We start from the raw sequence: 24,339 nt of genomic DNA, 5'->3' as shown, positions 1-24,339 counted from the left end.
CTAGGATTAATGATTATTTGAATAATTCCCGTTCACAATCACTGAGAATATCTGCCAAAATTCAGGAGTGAATAATTGTAATATTTTTGGCATTATTGCTACTGATGTCTGGGTTTTGAGTTTTTATAGTTATTACTGTTGTAGTTGCCAGTTGGCTAAAAGTCTGTGCCAAGTAAACGAAAAGTCAACATACTCATCGCTAAACATACAGTATACTCATCGCTAAACATACAGTATGAGGAAGTCAACAGGCTTGATACCGTGGCTTTTTCAGGGACATTCTGTACTGAATTGAATCGCAAAGTGCCATATTAAAATAAATAGGGTTAGGAGTTTCTTGCCTTGATGACATAGAGATTCCCACCCCAACAGTAAATGTTTTGGATTTCTCCATCACAAACACTTCCCAAATCACAAAAATCAATTAATTTGCGACTTCTGCCATTTCGATAACACGCCCATCATAATCTTTAACCAAGAAATTTAAAGGTTTGCGATCGCGAATTTTAAACTTTAAGCCCCGGACTTCCACCCGCATTAAAATTAACTCTAAAGCATCATGGTCAAAACAGACGTGACGCTGTTGGTTTTTACTTCCCAAACTTGCACCTGTAATCACATGCAGTTGGGTATTTTTCTTTAATTGATACCAAAGTCCCTCGCTAGCATTTGTCATGCGGTTGCCCGAATAGCTGGGGCTAGTGGACATATAAAGGGGATCAATTCCTGCCGCACCAATGGTTTGCTCGTAGTTGTAGTAATAGTGTAAAGGAACTTCGGCAGCTGGTAAGTCGAGCAATCCTTCGTATAATTGCCGGGCAATTTCTAAATCCGACACCATTACCGTGTATACTTTGGGCGCACTTGTCAAAAACATCCACATAGCGCCAGCATAGGCAGCCAACAACATCACCATGACTCCCTGGGTAGACATGAGGCTATCCAAGGGTAATGAAGGTAAAAATGAGCCTAAAGTGAAAGGCGAAAGCAGGAACGGTGTCACACTAACTGCTATATCCATGAAACCATTAAATTTTTGTACAAGGGAGCCAATGACAATTTTGATGAAATCGGACTTAAATTATAAGTCTGTGTTTCCAGTGTATCAATTATGGACAAGTTTGACGGTTGACTCAACATCCTACCGTCATCAAAATAATATGCGATTAACTATGACTCTGCTAAATTTTTAGTCAATATTAACAGGATTAACTCTAACTGTATTCAAGTTTATGCAAATTCCCCATTTCCCAGAAGCGAATCATCCCCTTGTCAAGTCGTTATTTCACCACAGTGACTTGGAGTTGATTAATTTATTTCAGCTTAACCCTGATTCTGGTAAGTATTTCACGGCGATTTTTTGCCGCTATAGTCCTATAGTTTACACTTTGATTCGTCATTCGGCTCGCTCTCCTGTACAAGCCGATTATTTGTTTGCCTTGACTTGGAAGCATATCTATAACGAACTTGCTGGACTCAATTTAAGTCAGCCCGGTAACGAGAAGCTCACACTCCAAAATTGGCTGATTAATATGACGGCATATTGTATTAACGAAATTGAACTACCACCGACTGAAGCAATTCATTATTCTTTAAAGGCGACTTCGCCCCCGTTGTGGTGCTATGTGGAACAGTCTTTGGAGCAATTGTCACCAATGCTGCGGTTAATGGTGTTAATGGCGCAAACTTTTCATTGGAGTGAAACCAGGATTGCTGCGTACCTCCAAGCTGAAGGTGAAGGAATTGCTCCACATGATGTAGCCAATTTTCTCCAGGAAGGCTATCGTATGCTTGAGGAGAAATTGCCAATAGACATACGTGCTATATATTTGGGCGAAAATATTCTTCCAGCTAGCACTCAGTAAAAACACTTTATTTAGGTGTTTTTCATGTCACAAAAGTATTTATTCTCCAGCCTCTACTGAAACCCGAAATCTCACGGGGATTTTTTTTATGAAACAAAAAAATTTATTACCAGGGCAAATACAGCCAGTGTTTCCACTGAAAATGTGGCAACGCTATCAAAATCAGCATATCTACACTTTTTACATCTTTCTTTTTACTTGTTTGTTGATGCCAGTGGCAGCAAATGCAGCTGATGTGACTGAGCAATTGCATTACCCACAATCTCAACGGGTGTCGCGGGATGCGAGAAATGAGGCTGATAGTTTGGTGAAAATTGCTGAACAACAGTTAAAACAGCAAACTCCAGCAAAAGCTATTGATTCCCTATTAGCGGCGCTAGAGCTTTATCATTCGATTCGCGACCTCAAGGCACAGGGTTTAGCCTACGATTTACTTGGTAGGGCTTATATTCAATTAGGTCGAAATAAGGAAGCCGAAGACGCAATTCGTCGTAGACTAGCGATCGCACGAGATACGCAAGACTTTCGGGGGCAGGTTTTTGGTTTAAATAATGTTGGTAGCTTATTGTTGCAGCAAGGTGCAACTGTGGCGGCGAGAGAAACTTTTGTCGAAGCGGTGGAGATAGCTAGTAAAATTAAGAACAATGAGGCTCAGGGTTTATCCTTAAGCAATTTGGGTTTGGCAACGGCAAGGCTAGGTGATTACAACAAGGCGATTAAGCTTTATGAAACAGCTTTAACCTATCGCCGTCTCGTTAATGATCCGCTAGCCGAAATCAACACTTACAATAATTTAGGTGAAGCATATCTAGCTGTGGGGGATTACCAAAATACCATTGGTACATTTGGCTATGCCCTGAGATTAGCCAAAACTACACGCGATCGCATGAATGAATTTCGTGCTATTGATGGGTTAGTTGCTGCACATAATTCGGTAGGGCGGAAGGAGCGAGCATCTGATTTACTTTCGCAGCGTTTGACGTTAGCTAGGGAATTGGGTAACATCCCTGAAGAATTGCGAACCTTTGAATCCTACGCTGCATTTTACGAGCGGCAGGGTAACTATAAAACAGCCCGTAATTTCTATGAAAGAGCGATCGTTTTATCTCGTACCCTTGAGGATAGTCAGAAAGAAGTCATATTGCTCAGTAAATTGACGCAGATAATGAAGAAATAGGGCGGGGGCAGGGGAGAAGAACGAGAGTTTTCTTGCTTAATAATTCTCAATAATTATTCTCCCTTATGCCCTAATTTGAGTTTTAGGTACACCTAATTGAGGTACACTGCCCCATTATTTTCGATGCGGAGTGAGGTTTTATCCATGGCGAAGTCTGTGGTTTCTTGTAGAGTCAGCTGCAAAGTCCCTTGGCGAGAACTTCGTGGTGTCGCCATTAAGAGTCCTCTGTCTTGACGGTAGAAATTAACATTGGCAGGTGTATGTAAGTTTTGTAGAGTTATTTGCGATCGCCCTGGTAAAATACGTTGTTGAGTATCACCAATTGCTTGATAAATAATTGGTGCGTTAGTTTGATTAATTAGCAAGATACTGACTCTCCCATTGGTTGGACTAACTGCCGCAACTGCATTATTGTATCTGTTAGTAGGTACGACTGTGATTTGAGAGGTGGAGGATTGAGTCATAGAGTTAGAATTAGGCGCTTCGCCACCAACCCCTTGTTGAATTTGGGAACTTGAAGGATTGATTTCAGTATTAGTTATTCCCGTATTCGAGTTGTAAGTAGAACTAGGAGAACTGGAACTATTGATTCTATTTGTAAATGCATTTGCAGGGCATCCTTGAGGAACTGGAACCCGATTATTGTGGGGTTCTTCGTAAAAGATGCTGGGACAGGGATTAATTTTTGAACCTGGACGGTTTACGGTTTGTTGTTGTGCTTGTGCAGACTGCAACATTGTCGGCAAACTAATTAGCAATCCAGCAAATATTGCACTAGCTAATTGAATTGAATGATGAGACTTTGTAATGTGCTTATTCATTTTTTTATTCTCCAAAAAAGATGATTAATTAATTGCATATCTCGATTTTCTACAATTCTGAGATAGTATTGATCATCAATAAAACTTCAAAAAAAGATGCGTCATACCATCAAGATAGCAACTCACGATCGCACTTTCATCTGACTATAGAAGTGAAGCGATCGCAATTTTTCATCAGTCTTAAGAATTAGGCAATTCAATCGTTAGATATCTCTCTTCTTTTCTCGGATAACGACAAAACAGTTTTATAGAAAATATCCCCGACTTTTTCAAAAATCAGGGATATCTAAAAATCATGCTTTTTCTTTGACACTCTGCCCTCTGAAGAGAGGCAGATTCTTTAAGACTTGCTTAAAAGGGATAGTCAAATATCCCCCTAGACGCTCAAAACAACTACCTTTAAAGATGCTGCAATTGCGCTTACTTTTTAAATTTCGTTGCGTTCCGAGTCCATCACCATGCCAGTTTGGTACGCTCAACATCCTGCCATTGCTTGTTTACCCAGGGCTGAACTTGTTCAGGAACGAGGTAAATCAGGGATTTCACCTTACTAGGGTGTTTCATCACGTAGATGGTTATTCCTACTTGCTACAAGTAGTTTAGCATTTTTGAATGCAGATAAATCTGCACGAGTCGTTTTTCCTCCCTGGGCTGAAGCCGCAGGGAGGAAAAACTCCCAGGTATTTTACGTGAGGTGAGGTAAAAACCCAACTTCATTAAGTGGTAATCAACTCCGCAGGTAAGCGTTGGAAAGACAATCTTTCATTTTGCACATCCACGAAAATTGTATCCCCATCGCTAAACTCACCACGCAATATGGCTTTGGCGATTTGCGTTTCTAATTCCCGTTGAATTGCTCGCTTCAATGGACGTGCCCCAAAGACAGGGTCATATCCTACTTCTGCTAAAAAGTCAAGGGATGCATCGGCAAGTTTGAGGGACATTTTCCTGTCTGCCAATCTTCCTTTCAATCTTTCCACCTGCAATTTGATGATGTTGCGAAGTTCTTTCTTCTGCAATGCATGGAAGATGATTTGCTCGTCTACGCGGTTGATAAATTCGGGACGGAAGCTATTTCGCATGGCTTCCATAACGCGATGCCGCATTTCGTCGTAACGGTTATCATCTCCAGCTAAATCAAGGATGTATTGGGAGCCGATGTTACTAGTCATGATAATTACGGTATTTTTGAAGTCTACCGTGTGACCTTGAGCATCAGTAACCCGACCATCATCAAGGATTTGCAGGAAGATATTAAACACATCGGGATGTGCTTTTTCGATTTCGTCGAAGAGAATGACTGCGTAGGGACGACGACGTATTGCTTCGGTTAGCTGTCCCCCTTCATCGTAGCCGACGTATCCAGGAGGAGCGCCAATTAAGCGGGAAACGGCATGTTTTTCCATGTATTCGGACATGTCGATACGCACCAAAGCTTCTTCCGTGTCGAACATATAGGCTGCTAATGCTTTGGCTAATTCGGTTTTGCCAACGCCCGTGGGACCAAGGAAAATAAAGCTAGCAATGGGACGATTGGGATCGGAAAGTCCCGCACGGGAACGTTGGATAGCATCGGCGACTGCGGTGACTGCTTCATCCTGTCCGACAACGCGGTGATGTAATTCGTCTTCAAGGTGTAATAGTTTTTCCTTCTCGGATTCCACCAATTTGCTGATGGGTATTCCCGTCCATTTGGAGATGACTTCAGCAATATCCGCTTCGGTGACTTCCTCCCGCAACAAAGATTTACCGCTACCTTGTGCTTGGGCAAGTTGGGATTCGGTTTCTTCCAAACGTCGATGCAAATCGGTGAGTTTACCATATTTTAATTCGGCAGCACGGTTGAGGTCATAATTTCGCTCGGCTTGCTGAATTTCCAAATTGACGCGATCGATTTCTTCTTTTACCGACTGGATTTTGGTAATGATATCTTTCTCAGATTGCCATTGTGCCGAAAGAGTACGCTGTTCCTCTTTCAAGTCTGCCAGTTCTTTTTCCAACCGTTCCAACCGTTCACGAGATGCGGCATCACTTTCTTTTTGCAAAGATAGCTTTTCCATCTCCAACTGAAGAATTTTGCGATCAATTTCGTCGAGTTCTTCCGGTTTGGAGGTAATTTCCATCTTCAAGCGTGCGGCAGCTTCGTCTACCAAGTCGATCGCTTTGTCTGGTAAAAAGCGATCGCTAATATAGCGACTAGATAATGTGGCGGCTGCGACTAAAGAATTATCGGCTATTTTGACACCGTGGTGTAATTCATAACGTTCTTTGAGCCCACGCAGAATGGAAATTGTGTCTTCAACGCTGGGTTGGTCTACGTATACTTGTTGAAAACGTCTTTCTAGGGCTGCATCCTTCTCAATATATTTACGGTACTCATCCAGGGTTGTCGCCCCAATACAGCGCAATTCACCCCGTGCCAGCATCGGCTTGAGTAAATTACCTGCGTCCATTGCACCTTGGGTGGCACCCGCACCAACGACAGTATGAATTTCATCAATAAAAAGAACAATATTGCCGTTGGATTCGGTAACTTCCTTTAACACAGCCTTGAGGCGTTCTTCAAATTCGCCTCTAAATTTTGCCCCTGCAATCAATGCACCCATATCTAAGGCGATTAATTGACGATCCTTGAGGGATTGGGGCACATCACCCGCAACAATACGCTGTGCTAAACCTTCAGCGATCGCAGTTTTCCCAACACCAGGCTCACCAATGAGTACAGGGTTATTTTTGGTACGCCGCGAGAGGATTTGAATTGTGCGCCGAATCTCATCATCCCGTCCAATTACTGGGTCTAGTTTACCCTCACGGGCAGCTTCAGTGAGGTCACGCCCATATTTTTCCAGGGATTGATATTTACCTTCTGGACTTTGGTCGGTCACTTTCTGGCTCCCCCGCACTTGTTTAATTGTATTTTTGAGTTTGGATTCGTCTACACCAAATTCCTTAAAGATACCTTTGCCAAATCGATCATCTTTGGCATAAGCAAGTAATAAATGCTCAATTGAAATAAATTCATCCTGAAATTCTTTGCGGTAGCCCTCGGCGCGGTCTAATAATGTATCGAGGCTGCGTCCCAAGTAGACTGAAGTGCTGCTTCCCGATACTTTTGGCTGTCTCTGGATAAATTGGTCAGTTTTATCGCGGAGCTTGGGCACACTCACACTGAGTTTAGTAAAAATACTGTTTGCCAAACCATCCTGTTCCAGCAGCGCCTTCATGAGGTGTTCGCTTTCAATTTGCTGCTGGTTATATTGTTTGACAATATCGGGTGTATGCGCGATCGCTTCCCAGGCTTTTTCTGTAAATTGGTTCGGGTTAGTAGGTTGCATAGGCTTTACCAGGATACGAGGCAGCAGGCTTAATTGCCTGTGAGGAGATAAGTAATATTTATTCTTTATATATTTATTGTAAAGAGAGGCGTGCAATTAACTGGTTCGGTGTTCCCCTCTATTTCGAGTAGTATTACCAAGACAGAATTTCAGAATAATATGAGGTGCGTCTGAAATAATTACGATCAAGTTGACGCGGAGATGGGGGGATGGGGAGATGGGGGGATGGGGGGATGGGGAGATGGGGGGATGGGGAGATGGGGGGATGGGGAGATGGGGGAACGCACAGAAAAATTAAATTTAACGTCACTTGGACAGATTTAAGAGGAGATGGGTGTTATGTAGTGGACATAAAGAGAATACTGATTATATAATTCCGGTGCTGCGGCAAGAAATACGTATTTTTGCGGTCTTAACTTCAGTTCAGGGTGACAATATTCATGGGACAAAGCCGGAAAATAATCAAGTTCATTGCGGGTATTTTGGCTACATGTGCCGGAATCCAAATTTGGGGAATTTCCCCAGTAAAGGCAGCAGATAGGTTAGTGGTGAGATTTGGTGCTTTTTCCGAATCAATTACATTAGCAGAACTACAAGCGATCGCGGAAACTGGAAAATTTCCCCAGGGTTACGAAATTTACACGAAACGACTCTCGCCTCAGCAGCGTAGTCAAGTAATTTCCGCGCTGCAAACAAATATGCCTGTGGGTGTTGTCACCGTGAATCGGCTGTTGAATACTCGCATCGGTACAACCATTCTCAGCGACTTAAGCAAGGTTGTGAGGCGGAAAGATAATGCTGGTTTACAAGCATTACGTGCTGGTTTAGTTTTGGGTTCCTCTACACCCCAAGGATTATCAGTTTTGTCTTTTATTGCTGCCTATCCCAGCAACCAGTTAGAAATTGACTTACAACAAGCTTTTCAAGTAGCGGGTAATTTTAACTTAGCATTTTGGCAGACACAGCGCTTTATGGAAGCGATCGCACCTCGTCTCAGTAGTCGTAAAACCGATTTAAAGTTACTTTTTGACCCTTCGCAACCGGGGAAAGCGCAGATTGAGGTAATAAATTTGACATTGAATGACAAAAAACGTCAGCGATTATTACCTGTCGATTTATATTGGTCGAGTGATGTCAATGCCGACAAGCCTGTAATTATATTTACTCATGGCTTGGGTTCTGTGCGTAGCGAAATCAAATATTTAGCCGAACATTTAGCATCACATGGGTATGCAGTCGTTGCCTTCGAGCATCCCGGTAGCAATGAAGCATACTTGAATTCGGCGCTTGCTGGTAAAAATCGTATTATGAAGCCGCCAGAATTTCTCGAACGTCCCCAGGATATTAGTTTTATTTTGGACGAACTGGCAGCCAAAAATCGCCATCCCAATTTTCCCCTGGCGGGTAAATTAGCAACTAACAATGCATTAGTCCTTGGTTATTCATTTGGGGGAAGTACCGCCCTAGTTCTTGGTGGCGCAGAATATCAACTCGCACAACTCAAACAACGCTGTCAAGAAAATATCGCCGTTTTCAGTTTGGGTGAAGGAATCCAATGTATTGCCCAAGAATTACCCGAAAATAACTATCAATGGCGTGATGCCAGAGTCAAACGAATTATTGCCCTTAACCCCACAACATCACTTCTATTTGGCAATACAGGCTTAAGTAAAGTCGAAATTCCGACACTGATGTTGGCGGCATCTGCGGATAAAACAACACCCGCACTGACAGAACAAATAGTTGGCTTTGAAAAAATGCGATCGCTTAAATGGCTTGTGGGTATAATTGGAGCCACCCATCTCAGTGTTAAAGACCCCAGTGCTACAATCGATCAACGTGGTAAAATCAACACTCCCATTAGTGGTGGGGAAATTGTCGGGGCAGAAGCAGCAGATGTTCGCAAGTATATCAAAGCGGTGATATTGGCATTTGCGGCTCAATTGACACCGGATGCCAAAAATTACGAAGTGTTTCTCACTCCTGATTACGCTAAGTTTTCCTCTACTGAAGCATTCCCTATCCTTTTAGTTACAGAAATTCCTGCCGATGCGATGGATATAGTTAAGGAGTTTGTGGGAAAGAGGTGATAAGCTGATGTGCAGCTAAATTGTATAAGACGAAAACGTCAAATTACTGTAGTGCAGAGAGGAGTTTCCGGGGAGATGTTCTTCACGGAAAACTCCGGGGCATCTTGCCTGCGTCTCATATACAAATTAAATACGCGACAGCTTATCAGGTTCGCTGAAATCATGATAATAAAATTTATGGGGGATGGGAGACGCGGAGAGAAATTAATCATAGCTGGTTAGCTGGACTTGATAATTATTTGAATTTAATTTTTCATTTTCATTTTTAATTCTAATTTTTCATATTTAAAATTTGGGTAGCGATATCTTCTGTCACGGGAATTACTGACAAGCGATTTCCTTTCCTCAATAAAATTAGTTCATCTGAGTTAAACTTTTCTCTCAATATTGATAACGAAATTAAATGAGGGAAAGTCTCCACAAACTCAACTAAAACTGTCTGCCATCGTGGAGAATCTGGGGTTGATTTGGGGTCGTAATATTCACTCTTGGGGTCAAATTGAGTCGGATCAATAATATCTGTTTCGGCGACACGCATTAACCCAGCAATACCAGGAGGATTGGTATTTGAGTGATAGAAAAAGACTAAATCTCCTGGCTGCATTTGTCGCATAAAGTTACGCGCTTGGTAGTTGCGTACGCCATCCCAAACGGTTTTACCTTGTTTTTCAAGGTTGGTAATACTGTAAACATCGGGCTCTGACTTCATCAGCCAATAATTGCTTAAACAGACCATGTTGTAATTGGTGACTAGATGGGAATACTAAGATTAGCTAAAAAAGCTAAAAAATACTTTGACAAAATATTTACAAAAAATCAATGACAAACATCAATATTAGCGATACGACTGCTCATCCTCTCGCCAAATATTCTAACCATCTCGAATTTAACGGCTATCAGATACAAGAAGATGAGGAATTACTGATATGTCGTCATTCACGTAAACCAAATTTAATTGTTCGACATGTGGCGGATAGGGGTGTCTTAATCAGTACATTATATTCCTGTGAGCCAGAGGTTAAAAGAATTAATTTGTTGGAATATGTAAACCAACTTAATTCTGAATTGATATTCATCAAAGCATATATTAGTGAAGACGAGGAGGAGACAAACTTAATTATGGAAACATTTTTTGAAGGCGAATATAATCGCACGAATTTTTCAATTCTCCTGGATAATGTTGACTATGATATGGATATTTTTGAGCAAAACGAATTAACCAGGAAATATTTGCAGTAAATGCGATCGCAAACTCTAGTCAACTATCGCCAACTAATACTATAAATAGTCAGGAAAAAGGCTGATTTCATGGTAATGATTTCATCGCCTTTTTTCTTTAGTCTTTTTTCTTTAAATAATCATACCTACCTCTACAGAATGTGGAACTAAGGCTAATGCTTGCGCTACGACTTTTGCATCGGCTCCCGGACGACAAGAATATTCAGTAATATGCTGTTTCCAAGCACGAGTTCCGGGTTGTCCCGCAAATAATTGCAGCATATGACGGGTAATTTTATTCAATTTCAACCCCTTTTCAACCCATTTATCAATATAAGGAAACATCGCTTCAGCTGCTTGATGACGTGTGAGTGGTGCTATATTTTCACCGTAAAATTGTGAGTCGGCAACAGCAAAAAGATAGGGATTATCGTAAGCAGCACGCCCTACCATTACAGCATCCACAAATTGCAATTGTTCGCTGATTTGTTCGACAGTTTTTAATCCACCATTAATTTCAATAAATAAGTCCGGAAAATCAACTTTCAAACGATGTACATCAGCGTAACGCAAAGGTGGAATATCGCGATTTTCTTTCGGACTTAATCCTTTTAACCAAGCTTTACGAGCATGAACGTTAAATATTTTGCAGCCAGCTTCAGAAACTACACGGACAAAATTTAACATATCTTCGTAGCTATCATGCTCATCAATTCCAATTCTATGTTTGACACTAACAGGAATATTTGCAGTCGCAATCATTGCCGCCACGCAATCAGCTACTTTTTGTGGTTGTGCCATTAAACACGCCCCAAAATTACCATCCTGAACGCGATCGCTCGGACAACCTACATTCAAATTAATCTCGTCATAGCCCATTTCTGCGGCAATTCTGGTGCATTCTGCGAGTTCTTGGGGCTTGTCTCCTCCTACTTGCAGAACAAGCGGTTTTTCTTCGGGTGAGAAGCCTAAAAGACGCTCTCTGTCTCCATGCATTATTGCCGCAGTAGTCACCATCTCGGTATAAAGTAAAGTTCTGCGGGTAATTTGTCGCATAAAATATCGATAATGACGGTCTGTTCTATCCATCATTGGGGCGATACTTAAAGGATAGTAATTTGCTCTAGTTGAAGTTGGCGATTTTGTTGATTTTAATATAGTTATTTGGTTCATATTTATAGTCAGATTTAACTGTGAATGAGGATGAAAATTTACCAAGGTAATTTACTTCCATCCCATGAGAAAAAATGTCCTGTATCACTTGGTTCAAGTTGTTCAATGACTGTTAGTAATTGATTGACTGTACGTTCGACTGTAAACAATTTTTCTGGTGCGACATTTTTTTGAAATGGACGCGAAAGATTTGTATCAGTTGTGCCGGGATGTAATGTGACGACAATTGTTTTGGGGCAGGTTCTCGCATATTCAATCGACACATTTCGCATCAACATATTTAATGCAGTTTTGGACGCACGATAACCATACCAGCCACCAAGTTGATTATCAACAATACTACCAACTTTTGCTGAAATGCTGGCAAATACACTATTTTCTTTATGCTTGAAAAGTGGTTGTAAATGCTTTGCTAACAGTACGCTGGCAATACTATTAATTTGAAAGTAACGGGTTAAGTTGTCGAGATTAATTTGACGCAGACTTTTTTCTGGTTGCAGGTTCTCGTCATGCAATAATCCGGCACAATTAATCGCAAAATGTAACTTGTCGGTGTCTGCACGTATTTTCCCGACGCATTCAGCAATTTGTATCTCATCAATGATGTCAACTAAAATACAAGTCAATTTATGTGGATAAGCATCTACAAGCGCTAATAAACCAGATGCAGATTCCGGCTTGCGGTAAGTTGCATAGACCTTGTTAATTCTACTATCTGACAAGAGTTTTTCCACAAAGCCTAAACCAATACCTCGACTAGCACCAATCACCAGCGTATTGATAGGATGATTTTTACTTGCATTTGCGTCCAAAAATGACATTCTTCTGTTTCCTATGTCTATATTCAAAAATTCTAATGTATTATTTCCTATAAGAATTTAGGAGTTAGCCATGCTCAAAAATTTCATCACCAAGGATGTAAACAGTTCCTTCCTCTTTTACCTTTTACCCTATATCACCGGAAAACCCTTATGCAGCATCAAGAAGGAAATATAGTTACCAATGGTAGTATGTGTTTATACTACCAGTCTTGGCATCCAAATAATGCACCACGAGGAATTCTAGCCATAGTACATGGTTTGGGTGGGCATAGTGGTTTATACGGTAATATTGTTCATCAATTAATACCCAAAGATTTTGCAATTTACTCCGTTGATTTACGTGGACATGGAAAGTCATCTGGTCAACGGGGTTATATTAATTCTTGGGATGAATATCGTGATGATGTCAGTAATTTTCTCAAATTTATTGCTAGTCAAAATCCAGAGATTCCAATTTTTTTACTGGGTCATAGTTTAGGTGGTTTAATAGTTCTAGATTATGTATTGCATTCTGCTGGTGAAATAGAAAAGCAAGCCAAAATTAAAGGTCTAATTAATTTAACTCCGGCATTAGGTGAACCTGGAGTTCCACTCATCAAGCTGTTATTGGGGAAACTTTTATCACGTATTTATCCCCGTTTTTCCCTCAATACAGGCATAGATTTAAGCCTAGCGTCTCGTGATCCAGAAGTTGTCAAGGTTTATGCTCAAGACCCATTAAGACATACTATGGGAACTGCACGTTTATCTACAGAATTTTTTCGCACTCTGGCTTGGGTAAAAGAACATGCTAGTGAGTTAGATGTACCATTTTTGATGGTGATTGCTGGGGGAGATAAGGTGACTTTTCCAGAAGATAGTCGCGCGTTTTTTCAACAGCTAAATTTGTCAGATAAAGAATTACAAGAATATCCAGAAAGTTATCATTGCATCCAAGATGATTTAAATTATAAAGAGGTCTTAGACAATTTAGCAGATTGGTTAGAAAGACATATCTAAATATACATATCTAATACACATATCTAAGATATACATATCCAAATACACATATCCCAAATACATACCACATGAATACACAAGACATAATAGCAATTAAAGCTGCTAATGAAAGCGTTGTCATATGCGATCGCACTCACTGGGGACGGATTAAAATATCTGGTGATGATCGACTCCGTTTTCTCCATAACCAAAGTACGAATGATTTTCAAAGTCTTAAACCCGGACAGGGTTGTGATACTGTTTTTGTCACTTCCACAGCCAGAACTATTGACTTGGCAACAGCCTACGTCCGCGATGATGCCGTAATTCTCGTCGTCTCCCCAAATCGTCGCGAATATCTGATGCAATGGCTGGATAAATACATTTTTTTTGCTGACAAAGTAGAACTTGCAGATATTACAAAATATACTTGTACATTTAGTCTCATTGGTCCTAAAAGCCACGAAATTATCGAAAAATTAACCGCAGGCGAATTAATTGCCCAACCTCAAAATAGTCATAAAGTATACTCCATCTCTGGAGAGAAAGGGGTTGCAGAAGGAGTTCGCATCGCTGTTGGTAGTGGTTTGGCATCTCCTGGCTACACCTTAATTTTTCCAGTCACCGATAGAGAAATAGTCTGGAATAAACTGTTAGAAATGGGGGCGCTGGAAATGACTCAAACAGCTTGGGAAAGTCTACGGGTAACTCAAGGTCGTCCCATCCCTGAACAGGAATTAACTGATGATTATAATCCCCTGGAAGTTGGTTTATGGCAAACTGTTTCCTTTAATAAAGGTTGTTACATCGGACAAGAAACAATTGCTAGATTAAACACATATAAAGGGGTGAAAACATATCTTTGGGGAATTAAATTAAATTCATTAGTCGAACCTGGAAATATGATTAATTCCGGTGAAGAAAAAGTCGGTGTTTTGACTAGTATTACGGAAACTCCCGATGGATATTTTGGACTAGGTTATATTCGTAGCAAGGCTGGTGGTGCTGGTTTAAAAGTAACAGTTGGTGATAGTGAAGGGGAAGTTGTGGAAATACCATTTGTTTCCCATGATTATCCAGAACTTTAATTGGGGAATATTGGGGAATATTGGGGAATAATGTTAATAGCTAGACATCAATTATTTGGTGCCAAACAATCTATCTCCAGCGTCACCTAAGCCTGGTATGATATAGCCCAATTCATCAAGTTTGTCATCGATCGCAGCTGTGTATACGGAAATGTCGGGATGTACGGAACAGAAATGCTCTAACCCTTCTGGCGCTGCCAATAAACAAACAAATTTAATCGATTGGGGATTAGTAGATTTGAGTCGTTCCACAGCTGCGATCGCCGAATTTCCAGTTGCCAGCATGGGGTCTACTAGTAGAATATCGCGTTTGTCGATATCATGGGGAACTTTAAAATAGTATTCTACAGGAATTAAGCTTTTGGGGTCGCGATATAAGCCAATATGTCCGACTCGTGCGGAAGGAATTAACTCTAACATCCCATCTAAAATACCTTGTCCGGCACGTTGAATAGCTACTATAACTAATTTTTTATCAGGTGCCAGTACGGGGGCTTGCATGGCGGCAATAGGTGTCTGAATTAGTTCTGTTTTTAATGGTAAATCTCGTGTGACTTCGTATGCTAAAAGTAAGCTAATTTCTTTGAGTAAGGTGCGAAATTTTGCAGTGCTGGTTTCATTTTTTCGCATTAATGTTAATTTATGTTGGATTAATGGATGCTCAATTACTGTTACTTGATTGCTCATATTAATTAAATGTTTGAATATTCGCTATGGGGTAAGTACATGTTTATAATTAAGCATGTAAAAATAAGTAGTATAAGCGTCTCGCTTGCTATTTCCCAAAGGTGGGCTTTCCGGCTCCGGATTTTTCCGTGAAGAACATCTCCCCGGAAACTCCTCTCCACACTACTTGTTCAATTTATTTTTACACGAATACAATTAATTACTAATTATTAATCAACTATTAATAACTCTCACCTAAAATACTGTACCATCACTTTCTATTTGTAATGGAGAAAACCCGCCATTTCGTAATTCTGCGGCGATTTTTCTACCTGCTGTCCAGGTGCCTCCTTGGAGAATTTTAACTAATGGCAGTTCTGTGTCACCCATTTTTAGCTTTTGGCGAATATTTTTGGCAATTTCATCTAAGAGAATAACTGTGAGGGCACGCCATTCGACAATCATTTCCGATGCGATAGAGTGAGTTTGATGAAGAATATGGGGATGCTTGGGACGAATCAATCCTAAATCTAGACATAAACCTCCGTTACGGTATTCAGGTAGTCCAGTTAATTCATCTAAATTTGTAATTTCTAATCCTAATTCTTCTAGAGGTTCGAGAAGAGAATAGGTGAGCCATTGGGATAATTTATGAAATGGGACAAAGCCATCTTTTTCTACTTCCTGAATATGGGAATGAAACCACACATCTCCCAGGTTAACATTCGCTATTTTCAGCCTGCCTGACCAAATTTCACTAAAATTAGATAATACTGATTCTAAAACCGTTGCTGCGGCGATTTGATGATTACTAGTTTGGTTAATTAAATATTTAACTAGATTACCTGGACGAAGGTTGTTTTTACCTGATTTATCCAAATCACCAAAATCAGCAAATAATTGTGGGGATGCGGCGACAACTTCACCTAATTTTTGTAGTAATTTTAATCTGCCATCGATACCAACGAGGGGATTTTCGGTTGTGACTTGGAAGCCGTTACTCAATTCTGTGTGAGTGAGATTTTGTAATTTTTCAGCATCGACACGTAAAGGTTGATTTTTGTCGTTGGAAAATGCGCCTGCACAAAACATGCGGAAACTAGCAACAGCCAAACCTTCAGAACGTTTAAAACCTAAATTCGTATCTTGTTCGTGGTAGTACCAATTATTTCCAGCACCAGCATCCAGCAACACACTAATGATTGCTAAATCGTATTTAGCTATGGCTTTCGCTTCTGCTGACAATCCTGCGAGTTGTTCATTTAGTTGTGCTAGACGAGGTATGCCCCCAACTTCAAAATGTCGCCAACGACTATGGAAAGGAATCTGCAAATCTGGGTAATCCGAACGTATCACCTCAATCACATAGTCGGCAACATGTTCTATTTGTGTCAAATCACAATCGAAATAACGCGACTTCCCAGCGATCGCATACTCAAACAATAACCGACATCGCGCCCGAATTGCTAGAGGCGATCGTAAATAAGCAACTAATTTCGCAGTTGCTTCACCTGTTGGGTTGACTGCAATTCCCATTTCCATTGTTAACTACTCCCGTATCGATGACACCCACAAAAGTTAGAAACTAGAAGTTCTATCGTGTTCGGCTAATCACTGACAATTGAAATTTCTCCGCGTCCCCGCGTCTCTAAGTCTCCGTGTCAGTCTTAATCATAAGTATTCAGCCGGACATGATAATATTCATTCCCCCTAATCCACTAATTCCCTACCTTTAATTTCCGACAAACCCGTATCATCTAATACCTCACCCTCTGTATAATAACCTGCGGCTTTCTTTGCTTCGATTTCCACCCGGGCATCTTGAGGAATCAAATCTTCAGGAATTGCAATCCGTTCCCCAATTTCGATTCCCGATTCCGTAATTGCATTGAACTTCATATTACTCATTGATACCATGCGATCGATTCGCGTCACACCTAACCAATGTAATACATCGGGCATGAGTTCTTGGAAGCGCATATCCTGTACCCCAGCAACGCACTCAGTCCGCGCAAAATATGCATTGGCGGTATCTCCACCTTCCTGACGTTTGCGAGCGTTGTACACTAAGAACTTGGTGACTTCCCCCAGGGCACGCCCCTCCTTACGGCAGTAAATAATAATACCAACACCACCTTCCTGAGCCGTTTGCACGCAGACTTCGATTCCATGAACTAAATAGGGGCGACAGGTGCAAATATCGGAGCCAAAGACATCAGAACCGTTACATTCATCGTGGACACGTACCGCCACAGGCTTACTAGGGTCGGTAATTGCGGAGACATCGCCAATAATATATACAGTTACACCCCCAATAGGAGGTAAGAACACCTCTAAATCGGAACGAGTAACTAACTCTGGGAACATTCCCCCAGTTTGCTCAAACAAGGCACGGCGTAAGTCACCCTCGGAGATATTAAAGCGTTTGGCGACCCCTGGTAAATACCACACGGGTTCGATCGCAGCTTTGGTGACAACTAAATCACCACCTGGTTTCATGATTTTCCCGTCGATTTGCAAGCGTCCCTTGGCTGCGGCTTCTTGCAGTTCGGGCATATTAATATGTGCTTGGGTAACGGCGATCGTCGGGCGAATATCATAACCCTGCTCATAGTATGATGGGAAAGCTTCGCCAATAATCGCCCCAAAAGGGTCAAGAGAAACAATTTTCTCGGCATCAAACCAACTTGGATGAGGTCCAATACGGGCAACAGGTGATGTGTTGGTCAAATCCGCTCGATGGTCAGATTGCAGCGCCCCACTTGCTACCGCCAGCGCTCGATAAATAGCATAACTTCCAGAATGAGTACCAATTACATTCCGGTGCGTCTGCTTAGTTAGTGTAGCAATAATGGGTCCCCTTTCCATTGGGTCAGCTGCCCCCCATTTGATCGGAACAGGTTTAGGTCCAAAACTACTGGGATGTGAAGTAAGAACAATATGCCTGGAAACGTTTTTTTGTTTTGGCATTGTCATGAGCTTAGTTATTTTTTGATTGTTTATTTAAGTTAATTGGGATTTATCAACTATCAATAGTTTATTCGCGTTTTTGTCAAGACAGTAGTATGCCAGACCAATCATTGATAATTAATCGGGGAACTATTCAGAATGATTATTTATGACTCTATCGGTCAATGCGATCGCAAGATCGTATTATAGAACACAGAAAAACCACGTACTAGACTTTGCAATTCTGAGGAGAAAATTTAAGAGTAAGTAAACAAGGGTTTTATTACGGATTTTTGTGCGAAATTGAATTATAAGTGTACTATAGCGATTGTCAAATTCATGGATTCTTTATTTATCAATTCGTTACTTGAAGATTTGAAAAATCCCGATGAATCTGTTCGCGACCAGGCGACTCGCAAGCTATGGCGAATTTGGTTCCAGCAAAAAGGAGTTAAAGGTTTGGAAATGATTGATCGCAGCCAAAAGCTGCTAGATGCAGGAAAAGTTGCGGAAGCCGAAGCCGCACTGACTAAATTACTGCGTGAACAGCCCGATTTTGCTGAAGCTTGGAATCGTAGAGCATTTCTTTATTACACGACTGGCAATTATCAAAAATCGTTAATTGACTGTCAAAAAGTAGTGGCTTTAAACCCCGTACATTTTGGCGCACTTCATGGTATGGGTTTGTGTTATGCTGCCACTGGTGAGTATGAAAAAGCAATCAAATCATTCCGTCGAGCATTAGAAATTCAACCTTTTTCTCTGGTAAATCAAAAATTGATTTTAGAATGTACGATGCGCTTGAGTTAGGGCTAAAATTCAGAACCTCCACGGGTATAAATAAAAAGTATGTAACAAGTATGTCACAGCAATTAATAGTATCAAGCACCGATATTTTCTTCAGTATGGTTCGGTGTTTTTAACAAGCAGCTATGATTGCAGCTTGTGGGCAACAAAATCAATCTTCAGAGCCAGTATCGGGAAAAAATTTAGATAAAAACCTTTGGAACGAATTGGCTCGCGTCAGCCCAACATGGGGAATTTTATGAAGCTGTAACTACAGGCATCTACCAAGACTATAATTATCTACCTAAAGTAAATGGATTGAATGCAATTGATTTCCCTATGCAGTCAATACGTTGCGCTCCGCTTCTAAGTAAGCAGCATGAAAGCGTCATTAAAAATGAAAATTAATGATTCTTTTATTCATAACTCTGCCAAAATATTAGGTATTATCGGCAGCACAGCAGGGGCAAAATTATAGTGAATACACCAAAAAGATTTAACATCGAGGCTTTAGTCTCCTCGCTCGCAGACATCGAAATTATTACTGATATATCTCAAGTTAGCAAATTATCCCAAGACTACCATACCTTCAGCCCCATCCTCACCGCCAAATTAGCAGGTAAAGTTGGAGATATTGTCATTCGTCCAGCGAATCAAAGCGAAGTATTAAAAGTAGCAGCAGCCTGTGCTAAGTACAAAATACCCATCACTTCGCGAGGTTCAGGTACAGGCAATTATGGGCAATGTGTGCCTCTGTATGGTGGCGTAATTTTAGACATGAGCAAAATGCACAATATCTGCTGGGTAAAACCAGGAATTGCCAGAGTTGAAGCCGGAGTGAAACTTGCTGCACTCGACAAAAAAGCCCATGAGATTGGCTGGGAAATGCGAATGGCTCCTTCTACTTACCGTACAGCATCAATAGGTGGATTTATAGCTGGAGGTAGTGGGGGAATCGGTTCGATTAATTATGGGTTAATGGGAGAAAGGGGAAATCTCATCGCGTTGCAAATTGTCACCCTCGAAGATGAACCCCGTATTATCGAATTACGGGGAGACGAAGTGCAAAAAGCTAACCACGCATGGGGTATTAATGGCATTATTACAGAAATAGAAATTCCCCTCGCACCTGCATATCCTTGGGCTGAACTCATTGTCACTTTTGATGAGTTTATGCAAGCGGCAAAATTTGGGCAAGCATTGGCTTTATCTGATGGCATGATTAAAAAAGAAATTGGTGTTTTTGCCCAGCCAATTCCCCAATATTTTACTGGTTTACGCCAATACATTCCTGAAGATAAACACGCTGCATTATTAATTATTGCAGAACCGAGTTTAGAATTTTTGCCGAACTTAATCCAGGAATATCAAGGACAAATTACATATCAGAAATCAGCCCAGGAAGCTTTAAAAGGTAGCCATTTAGCAGAATATACTTGGAATCATACAACTTTACATGCGAGAACTGTAGACTCTTCTATCACCTATCTACAAAGTATATTTCCTACTGATAATCTGCAAACAATTGAGCATATGTATCATCATTTTGGTGATGAAGTGATGATGCATTTGGAGTTTATTCGTGCTGGTGGTAAAATTGCGAATCCGGCATTACAGTTAGTCAGATATACTTCTGAGGAGCGTCTAAATGAAATTATTCGCTATCACGAAGAGAAGGGGGTATTTATTGCTAATCCTCATAGTTACTTCATTGAAGACGGTTGGAAGCGAGTTATTGCTCCAGAACATTTAAAATTTAAAGAAATGGTAGACCCTTATGGTTTAATGAATCCAGGGAAAAGTAAGTTTTTATCTGTAGCTTTTGCTGAAGGGTAGATTAACTATAATTTAATTGAAAAAAATAAGAAAAAATCAAAAATTCCCATTTTATATCTTGCAAATTATATCTTGCAAATCTTTAGATATTTTGGTGTTTGAATCAAATATTGCGTTGTATCGATGGCATTTACCAATATTATTTATTGATTATGTATTGAATTAAGCAAAGCTTATATCTAAAATAATGACAAAATATAATCAAATTGAACTGGGCTAATAAATAATAACAAATCATTCAATTTTATTCAGTAAATAAAAACAATAATCAGCTATTATTTATTAGCGATTTATCAAACTATTTAATCATTAACAACGCTCATCAAATCGTGTATAGAAACCACCGTATTTAATCCAGTATTGTTTTAACGTGTGATGAGGAGTATGTAAACTAGCTTTTGCTTGATACAAAATCACTTTACGGTTTGCCCCCATCCAAATTTTATTAATCGGTTCAACCGATATTAAAGTACCTCCTAAAGATTTGACACATTCAGCGAATCGCTCAATTGTTGTATATTCAACTGTTTCCAGAATAAAGAAATGACCAGAACAAATTAAATGCCGGGTACGAATCCAACAGCGCATCTTTTTTTCAGCCTGTGGAGGTAGCATTTTGATTTGACTAGATGTAATTTCATCAGATGTAATTTCATCAGATTTAATTTCATCGGATTTGATTTCATCGGATTTGATTTCATCAGATTTGATTTCATCAGATGGAATTTCATGAGATTTAATTTCATCAGATTTAATTTCATGAGATTTAATTTCATGAGATTTAATTTCATCAGATTTAATTTCATGAGATTTAATTTCATCAGATGGAATTTCATGAAATACAATTTCATTTGATTTAACTTGGATTAACATAGTGTTTCACCCACATTACTTACAGATATTTCGTCCGCAAAGCTTTGTTTCTTTTCAAAAAATAAAGGTTCAGCAGTCGAACAGTAAACCTGTTCGTGAGTTTCGATATCCATGCCTTTACTAAGGCTACTCCAAGTATTTTCAGTCAATTGCAATTCACTGACGAAATGTGTCTGACAACCATTACGGGGAATTAGACAGGAATAAAAACCAATTCCTGAAGAAAATTCAAATGGTAATAGACGAGAAAAGATATGGATGTGAGCATATTGTGTGGGATTTACAAATGCTTGCTTTTGATTGCTACAATCTCCAGCCATCCATTGTGTGAGGACAATTAAATCACTAGTGTTTGTGTTTGTTCCATGATTATTGAACGATATAGTCATGTTATCCCTTTAGAGGAGAAAGCAAAAAATATGTTCTTCCTATAATGTTTTAGCCTAAATAGAGGTAGAAGTCAGGGGTGAGAATTAATGCTTCTTAATATTCAATAATTGCGAATAACCGTAAAAAGTTATTTTCTTGTAGATAATCTATCTTTTTTGAACTTACTACTCAAAAATAACGGAGTAAATGCACTTATTCATCGGAAATTCTGGATTGTAAATTTTGGATTCTCAACTATTCAAAATTCTCAGATGAGAGAGCATTAAATATGAGAAGGAGAGCGAATTTATGATGCCAAAGAAGCTAAAGCAAGGTGATGTCAACTATTTTGCGATCGCCATCTTCCAAATGAAAGTTCAAAGAATTCGGTAATATTCATTACAAAACTGTTTTGAAACAGTAGCTTAAAATTCTACAATCCTGTGTTTTTGAATTTATATTTGCTCAGACTAAATCTATTCGTCAGATTTAAGTATTTTGTTTTCCCAATCTATAGATTTTACTTGTTTGACTCGGAAATGAATATTTCGCTCGAACTCATGCCCATATTTAACTTAGTCTCAGAAGCTGAAAATAAAAGTTATAACGGAACTGTTCGAGCAAACCAAATCAAATCGAGTAATACAATTAACTGCGAGTTTTTTTGGCACGTTTACTCGTTTTTGGTAGTTTCTCACTCAATTTTTTTGCCAAACTTTGAGAACTCTTGTTTTGGGCTTCTGCTTTTTTCGCTTCTGGCTTCTTCGCTTCTGTTTTCTCTATTTCTGGTTGTGCTGTCTGTACTGTCGCCACTTCCTCTGTTGTTGGGACTTCAGAACTTGATTCTGAGTGGGAAACTTCAACTTCTAAAAGTTGTGAATGTACTGGGGTTTCTACCTTTGGATTTATTTCTGTAACTTCCAATGAAGGCATGATGACATTGACTATTTTTCCCCCTGTCCTGGCAATACGTTGCATAGTTTGAGACAACCGATTTAAAGGAACTTTAAGCGTGTAGCTGCTATTTCGCGCCTGTTTGTGTGAAGCACCCGTCACTTCCACCAACACTGTACGACTGTTGTAGTCACTTGCTATACCGTACATCTAAATTGCCTCCCAAGGAATAATTACTGTCATTAATATTACGTACTCTGACTGAGCGATCGCAGAAAAATTTGACATAGCACAGCAGTTGTCCCGTCAATTAGAATCTTGGCTGAATTTCTTGATTCTAATTTCATGAAGATTTGATTTGTACGTAATATGATTCTATTTGCGCGTAACAGTATAAGCTGCTTATTTGACTAGTCATTGAATTGTGAAGCAAATGTTCACAATCTCGTTAACAATCAAATTAATACTCAATTTTGTCAGCAGTTAACTCAACGCAAAACATTAATTAATTTCAGCAACGCTGATAATTTTCCTCCTAATACGCTGAATATTTTGGATTTGTTGCCCTCTTTGCTGGTAAGTACATGGTGAAAATTAAAACTAATCAAGAGGGGGCATACTAAATTACTCTTGGGGTTTGATATTTAATTAAACCTAGCTACTTAACTAACATTGTACTCAATATCTCCCAAGCGATCGCGTATTTGTCTATCACAGAAATTTGTGATTTTAATGACAATGTGCTAGTTACTTTTGTCAATTTAAAAATCAACTGATTAAAAGTGATATTTAAGCTTGTTACTTAGTTAAGTGTGGGCAACTAGTGGTTAATAAATATTTTAGATATTGGGTATTAATTACTAGTTTTATGTGCTTCACTAGTATTACCAATTACCCACTCGCTACTTGATGTTTTCAATCTCCGTAATATTGAATTACGACTTGAACATCATTCTGCCATTACCCAGTAATTTCTGATTTGTATCTCTTTTTGGAGCAACCTGGTGACAAGTCCAACAGCAGCTGCATCCTCAATATTTCATCAATATTTCCTCAAATAAAGCAACTCCTAATCGTGATACTGAAGCAAAAGCCATTGAAGAATCTTTCCCAATTAACAAAAATATTACCTGAGAAAGTTTATGGATAGATGTTAAGATAAATTAAAAAAAATAACAAAGAGTTAATTGTCCGTAATATCTGCGAAAACCAAAAAACCCACAAGCTCGGTCGTTGTGATTTTTTGCTTGTTTACCATCTCCATATTATTAATTCTCGTATGCTTCTGGAGAGATATTTATTACAAATTGTGAATATTAATTTATGTTATGGGAAGTTGTGAAGTGTTCAAAGAGACGCGGAGATGGGGAGATGGGGAGATGGGGAGATGGGGAGATGGG

At 39.8% G+C, this 24,339-nt stretch carries 21 protein-coding genes; 9 read left to right on the top strand and 12 right to left on the bottom strand.

The window, feature by feature from the left end:
* Nucleotides 1-424: 424 nt before the first annotated feature.
* Complete coding sequence (locus tag VB733_RS06770; RefSeq protein ID WP_096615386.1) at nt 425-1,021, bottom strand: glyoxalase-like domain protein; 597 nt, start codon at nt 1,019-1,021, stop codon at nt 425-427.
* A 211-nt stretch (nt 1,022-1,232) separates the two neighbouring features.
* On the opposite strand from VB733_RS06770, the gene VB733_RS06765 reads away from it, so the two are divergent.
* Together VB733_RS06765 and VB733_RS06760 are read left to right on the top strand one after the other, a co-directional pair.
* Entirely contained in the window at nt 1,233-1,865 is a 633-nt protein-coding gene (locus VB733_RS06765) for a sigma-70 family RNA polymerase sigma factor (protein WP_323339324.1), read from the top strand.
* An 88-nt stretch (nt 1,866-1,953) separates the two neighbouring features.
* Nucleotides 1,954-3,042 (top strand): tetratricopeptide repeat protein, encoded by a 1,089-nt coding sequence (locus tag VB733_RS06760; protein ID WP_323339323.1) that lies wholly within the window; start codon nt 1,954-1,956, stop codon nt 3,040-3,042.
* A 92-nt stretch (nt 3,043-3,134) separates the two neighbouring features.
* Here the strand turns inward: VB733_RS06760 and VB733_RS06755 are convergent, their stop codons facing one another.
* Both VB733_RS06755 and clpB read right to left on the bottom strand, forming a co-directional pair.
* Complete coding sequence (locus VB733_RS06755) at nt 3,135-3,863, bottom strand: hypothetical protein (protein ID WP_323339322.1); 729 nt, start codon at nt 3,861-3,863, stop codon at nt 3,135-3,137.
* 716 nt (nt 3,864-4,579) lie between these two features.
* On the bottom strand, nt 4,580-7,198 hold the full coding sequence (gene clpB, locus VB733_RS06750; protein ID WP_323339321.1) for an ATP-dependent chaperone ClpB: 2,619 nt from the start codon (nt 7,196-7,198) through the stop codon (nt 4,580-4,582).
* Nucleotides 7,199-7,399: 201 nt separating this feature from the next.
* Between clpB and VB733_RS06745 the strand changes: the two genes are divergently transcribed.
* Both VB733_RS06745 and VB733_RS06740 read left to right on the top strand, forming a co-directional pair.
* Complete coding sequence (locus VB733_RS06745) at nt 7,400-7,522, top strand: hypothetical protein (protein ID WP_323339320.1); 123 nt, start codon at nt 7,400-7,402, stop codon at nt 7,520-7,522.
* A 116-nt stretch (nt 7,523-7,638) separates the two neighbouring features.
* On the top strand, nt 7,639-9,288 hold the full coding sequence (locus tag VB733_RS06740; protein ID WP_323339319.1) for an alpha/beta hydrolase: 1,650 nt from the start codon (nt 7,639-7,641) through the stop codon (nt 9,286-9,288).
* A 271-nt stretch (nt 9,289-9,559) separates the two neighbouring features.
* Here VB733_RS06740 and VB733_RS06735 read toward each other — a convergent pair whose 3' ends face one another.
* Complete coding sequence (locus tag VB733_RS06735; RefSeq protein WP_416336298.1) at nt 9,560-10,024, bottom strand: EVE domain-containing protein; 465 nt, start codon at nt 10,022-10,024, stop codon at nt 9,560-9,562.
* An 83-nt stretch (nt 10,025-10,107) separates the two neighbouring features.
* Here VB733_RS06735 and VB733_RS06730 point away from each other — a divergent pair, with 83 nt between their 5' ends.
* The gene (locus tag VB733_RS06730; RefSeq protein ID WP_323339317.1) at nt 10,108-10,527 is read left to right on the top strand and encodes a YbjN domain-containing protein; all 420 of its coding nucleotides are present in this window, start codon (nt 10,108-10,110) and stop codon (nt 10,525-10,527) included.
* Between the two features lie 111 nt (nt 10,528-10,638).
* Here the strand turns inward: VB733_RS06730 and dusA are convergent, their stop codons facing one another.
* Both dusA and VB733_RS06720 read right to left on the bottom strand, forming a co-directional pair.
* Nucleotides 10,639-11,679 carry a tRNA dihydrouridine(20/20a) synthase DusA gene (gene dusA / locus VB733_RS06725; RefSeq protein WP_323339316.1) on the bottom strand — a complete coding sequence of 347 codons (1,041 nt, stop codon included), beginning with the start codon at nt 11,677-11,679 and terminating at the stop codon, nt 10,639-10,641.
* Between the two features lie 38 nt (nt 11,680-11,717).
* Nucleotides 11,718-12,500 carry an SDR family NAD(P)-dependent oxidoreductase gene (locus tag VB733_RS06720; protein WP_323339315.1) on the bottom strand — a complete coding sequence of 261 codons (783 nt, stop codon included), beginning with the start codon at nt 12,498-12,500 and terminating at the stop codon, nt 11,718-11,720.
* A 150-nt stretch (nt 12,501-12,650) separates the two neighbouring features.
* Between VB733_RS06720 and VB733_RS06715 the strand changes: the two genes are divergently transcribed.
* Together VB733_RS06715 and VB733_RS06710 are read left to right on the top strand one after the other, a co-directional pair.
* The gene (locus VB733_RS06715; protein ID WP_323339314.1) at nt 12,651-13,499 is read left to right on the top strand and encodes an alpha/beta hydrolase; all 849 of its coding nucleotides are present in this window, start codon (nt 12,651-12,653) and stop codon (nt 13,497-13,499) included.
* Nucleotides 13,500-13,567: 68 nt separating this feature from the next.
* Nucleotides 13,568-14,566: a YgfZ/GcvT domain-containing protein gene (locus tag VB733_RS06710; RefSeq protein WP_416336297.1), complete on the top strand. Its 999-nt coding sequence runs from the start codon at nt 13,568-13,570 to the stop codon at nt 14,564-14,566.
* A 51-nt stretch (nt 14,567-14,617) separates the two neighbouring features.
* Here VB733_RS06710 and upp read toward each other — a convergent pair whose 3' ends face one another.
* From upp to VB733_RS06695, 3 genes are all read right to left on the bottom strand, one after another.
* Nucleotides 14,618-15,253: a uracil phosphoribosyltransferase gene (gene upp, locus VB733_RS06705; protein ID WP_323339313.1), complete on the bottom strand. Its 636-nt coding sequence runs from the start codon at nt 15,251-15,253 to the stop codon at nt 14,618-14,620.
* Between the two features lie 234 nt (nt 15,254-15,487).
* The gene (locus VB733_RS06700) at nt 15,488-16,774 is read right to left on the bottom strand and encodes a URC4/urg3 family protein (protein WP_323339312.1); all 1,287 of its coding nucleotides are present in this window, start codon (nt 16,772-16,774) and stop codon (nt 15,488-15,490) included.
* A gap of 168 nt (nt 16,775-16,942) precedes the next feature.
* A complete protein-coding gene (locus VB733_RS06695) occupies nt 16,943-18,202 on the bottom strand; it encodes a GTP cyclohydrolase II (protein ID WP_323339311.1) in 1,260 nt (419 codons plus the stop codon).
* A 318-nt stretch (nt 18,203-18,520) separates the two neighbouring features.
* Here VB733_RS06695 and VB733_RS06690 point away from each other — a divergent pair, with 318 nt between their 5' ends.
* Together VB733_RS06690 and VB733_RS06685 are read left to right on the top strand one after the other, a co-directional pair.
* Nucleotides 18,521-18,991 carry a tetratricopeptide repeat protein gene (locus tag VB733_RS06690; RefSeq protein ID WP_323339310.1) on the top strand — a complete coding sequence of 157 codons (471 nt, stop codon included), beginning with the start codon at nt 18,521-18,523 and terminating at the stop codon, nt 18,989-18,991.
* Nucleotides 18,992-19,441: 450 nt separating this feature from the next.
* Nucleotides 19,442-20,803, top strand: coding sequence for an FAD-binding oxidoreductase (locus VB733_RS06685; RefSeq protein ID WP_323339435.1), 1,362 nt, complete (start codon nt 19,442-19,444; stop codon nt 20,801-20,803).
* 309 nt (nt 20,804-21,112) lie between these two features.
* Here VB733_RS06685 and VB733_RS06680 read toward each other — a convergent pair whose 3' ends face one another.
* From VB733_RS06680 to VB733_RS06670, 3 genes are all read right to left on the bottom strand, one after another.
* Nucleotides 21,113-21,676 (bottom strand): hypothetical protein, encoded by a 564-nt coding sequence (locus tag VB733_RS06680; RefSeq protein WP_323339309.1) that lies wholly within the window; start codon nt 21,674-21,676, stop codon nt 21,113-21,115.
* Nucleotides 21,670-22,065 (bottom strand): CpcT/CpeT family chromophore lyase, encoded by a 396-nt coding sequence (locus tag VB733_RS06675; RefSeq protein WP_323339308.1) that lies wholly within the window; start codon nt 22,063-22,065, stop codon nt 21,670-21,672. The genes VB733_RS06680 and VB733_RS06675 overlap by 7 nt, the downstream gene beginning before the upstream one ends.
* Nucleotides 22,066-22,693: 628 nt before the next feature.
* Complete coding sequence (locus tag VB733_RS06670; RefSeq protein WP_323339307.1) at nt 22,694-23,149, bottom strand: phycobilisome linker polypeptide; 456 nt, start codon at nt 23,147-23,149, stop codon at nt 22,694-22,696.
* Nucleotides 23,150-24,339 lie beyond the last annotated feature (1,190 nt).

The organism is Calothrix sp. UHCC 0171 (assembly GCF_034931845.1).
Classification (GTDB): domain Bacteria; phylum Cyanobacteriota; class Cyanobacteriia; order Cyanobacteriales; family Nostocaceae; genus Brunnivagina.
Note: the sequence above shows the minus strand (reverse complement) of the source record. Positions and strands in the feature narration are given on the sequence as shown.

Bases quoted from the DNA above. Each gene is read 5' to 3' on its own strand.
- clpB (WP_323339321.1), bottom strand. From the start codon at position 7,198: ATGCAACCTACTAACCCGAACCAATTTACAGAAAAAGCCTGGGAAGCG.
- VB733_RS06690 (WP_323339310.1), top strand. From the start codon at position 18,521: ATGGATTCTTTATTTATCAATTCGTTACTTGAAGATTTGAAAAATCCC.
- VB733_RS06675 (WP_323339308.1), bottom strand. From the start codon at position 22,065: ATGACTATATCGTTCAATAATCATGGAACAAACACAAACACTAGTGAT.
- dusA (WP_323339316.1), bottom strand. From the start codon at position 11,679: ATGAACCAAATAACTATATTAAAATCAACAAAATCGCCAACTTCAACT.
- VB733_RS06700 (WP_323339312.1), bottom strand. From the start codon at position 16,774: ATGGAAATGGGAATTGCAGTCAACCCAACAGGTGAAGCAACTGCGAAA.
- VB733_RS06770 (WP_096615386.1), bottom strand. From the start codon at position 1,021: ATGGATATAGCAGTTAGTGTGACACCGTTCCTGCTTTCGCCTTTCACT.
- VB733_RS06715 (WP_323339314.1), top strand. From the start codon at position 12,651: ATGCAGCATCAAGAAGGAAATATAGTTACCAATGGTAGTATGTGTTTA.
- upp (WP_323339313.1), bottom strand. From the start codon at position 15,253: ATGAGCAATCAAGTAACAGTAATTGAGCATCCATTAATCCAACATAAA.
- VB733_RS06765 (WP_323339324.1), top strand. From the start codon at position 1,233: ATGCAAATTCCCCATTTCCCAGAAGCGAATCATCCCCTTGTCAAGTCG.
- VB733_RS06695 (WP_323339311.1), bottom strand. From the start codon at position 18,202: ATGCCAAAACAAAAAAACGTTTCCAGGCATATTGTTCTTACTTCACAT.
- VB733_RS06745 (WP_323339320.1), top strand. From the start codon at position 7,400: ATGGGGGGATGGGGAGATGGGGGGATGGGGGGATGGGGAGATGGGGGG.
- VB733_RS06755 (WP_323339322.1), bottom strand. From the start codon at position 3,863: ATGAATAAGCACATTACAAAGTCTCATCATTCAATTCAATTAGCTAGT.
- VB733_RS06740 (WP_323339319.1), top strand. From the start codon at position 7,639: ATGGGACAAAGCCGGAAAATAATCAAGTTCATTGCGGGTATTTTGGCT.
- VB733_RS06680 (WP_323339309.1), bottom strand. From the start codon at position 21,676: ATGTTAATCCAAGTTAAATCAAATGAAATTGTATTTCATGAAATTCCA.
- VB733_RS06710 (WP_416336297.1), top strand. From the start codon at position 13,568: ATGAATACACAAGACATAATAGCAATTAAAGCTGCTAATGAAAGCGTT.
- VB733_RS06735 (WP_416336298.1), bottom strand. From the start codon at position 10,024: ATGGTCTGTTTAAGCAATTATTGGCTGATGAAGTCAGAGCCCGATGTT.
- VB733_RS06670 (WP_323339307.1), bottom strand. From the start codon at position 23,149: ATGTACGGTATAGCAAGTGACTACAACAGTCGTACAGTGTTGGTGGAA.
- VB733_RS06760 (WP_323339323.1), top strand. From the start codon at position 1,954: ATGAAACAAAAAAATTTATTACCAGGGCAAATACAGCCAGTGTTTCCA.
- VB733_RS06720 (WP_323339315.1), bottom strand. From the start codon at position 12,500: ATGTCATTTTTGGACGCAAATGCAAGTAAAAATCATCCTATCAATACG.
- VB733_RS06730 (WP_323339317.1), top strand. From the start codon at position 10,108: ATGACAAACATCAATATTAGCGATACGACTGCTCATCCTCTCGCCAAA.